Genomic DNA, 1,522 nt, shown 5'->3' with positions numbered 1-1,522 from the left:
TGAAGTGCCCTACAATTGTTAGACAAGAAATCTAATGATTGTGGGGCACCTTTTCTATGGTCAAATATAAATCAGAATTGAAGGCACAGATTGTCCATGAATATCTGTCAACTTCACAAAGTACTAATGCTTTAAGTGAAAAATATCAGATTAACAGACGAGAAATAGCTAAATGGATTCAGCGATACCGCTTAAATGGAGTCGCTGCCTTTAAGCGTCGACGACATAAACGAACATTCACCACCGATTTCAAATTAAATGTGATAGACTACTACCAAACTCATGAGGATTCAATGACTGAAGTAGCGGCTCGTTTTGATGTTTTAACAGCACAAGTATCCAGATGGCGCTCACAATTTGAACGGGACGGAATTACAGCTTTGAAGCCTCACCCGAAAGGTAGGCCATCCAAAATGAAATATACCAAAAAGCAAGCTCGTCAACTCGCCAATAAAAGTGAGTTAGAACGCTTAAAGGAAGAATTAGCGAAGAAAAATCAAGAACTTTATGACACCAAGTTGGAGCGTGATCTCTTAAAAAAATCGCTGTCCCTGTTCGGACCCTCAAAGCCAAGAAGAAAACCCAAATAGTGGATCAGATCAGGGACGATCAAGCAGCACAGCCCAAGAAGCAGCGCTATAAGATAGGTGACCTCCTTAAAGCCGTTGAGCTTCCCAAGGCCACCTATCACGATGAGCGGAAACGCATCGCTAACCACCATGATAAATATAGTGAAGTAAAGAAAATAATTCTTCAAATCGCTCAACAGTTCAAAATTCGTGGTCGTTGGACAGCGGGCTATCGTCGAATTCAAGCAGAACTGGATAAGCTTAAATTACACTTGTCGGGAGATACGATTCGGAAGTTAATGCGGGAATTAAATGTGCAAGTAAACTTATACAATCGCTATCGAAATGGTAAATACTCATCATATCATGGTACCGTTGGTAAAGTTGCGGATAATAAATTGAAGCAAGGATTCAATGAAGTTCGGCCTTACCAGGTTATTCATACTGATGTGACGCAGGTTCGTTTAGCTAACCATCAGTGGGCTTATATCTCAGTAATGATTGACGAGGCGAGCCAAGAGATCCTGGCTTTCCAGATTAGTACCAGCCCAAATAAAGATCTGATTATGCGAACTCTAACAGAATTAATTGACAATTTACCTGAGGATGCGCAACCAATTATCCATTCAGATCAAGGTTGGCATTATCAGTTAGCTTACTATACCCAAAAACTAGCGGATCACCAGTTTATTCAAAGCATGTCACGCAAGGGAAACTGCTTGGATAACGCACCCGTAGAAAGTTTTTTCCACTTATTTAAGACAGAATTACTGGCAGGTTTTCCACCGTGTAAAGACATGACAGAGCTAACTGAGCTTTCCCAAAAATATGTTCAGTACTTTAACAACGTCAGAACGACCTTAAAAACAAAAGGTATGACTCCGGTTGAGTACCGAAATCATACCTTAGCAGCTTAATATTTCAATTTTGTCTAACTTTTGTCTTGCACTTCA

The 1,522-nt window shown here is 40.3% G+C and carries 2 protein-coding genes; both read left to right on the top strand.

Annotated features, from left to right (window positions below; genetic code table 11):
- Positions 1-56 precede the first annotated feature (56 nt).
- Positions 57-590: a helix-turn-helix domain-containing protein gene (locus tag HUK49_RS10480; RefSeq protein ID WP_191913659.1), complete on the top strand. Its 534-nt coding sequence runs from the start codon at positions 57-59 to the stop codon at positions 588-590.
- Complete coding sequence (locus tag HUK49_RS10475; protein ID WP_326515975.1) at positions 590-1,486, top strand: IS3 family transposase; 897 nt, start codon at positions 590-592, stop codon at positions 1,484-1,486. Before HUK49_RS10480 ends, HUK49_RS10475 begins: the two co-directional genes overlap by 1 nt.
- The last annotated feature ends 36 nt before the right edge of the window (positions 1,487-1,522 follow it).

It is taken from the genome of Limosilactobacillus portuensis, from assembly GCF_014838735.1.
Taxonomy (GTDB): Bacteria; Bacillota; Bacilli; order Lactobacillales; family Lactobacillaceae; genus Limosilactobacillus; species Limosilactobacillus portuensis.
The sequence above is the reverse complement of the archived record's forward strand: the minus strand, read 5'-3'. Positions and strand labels throughout refer to the sequence as shown.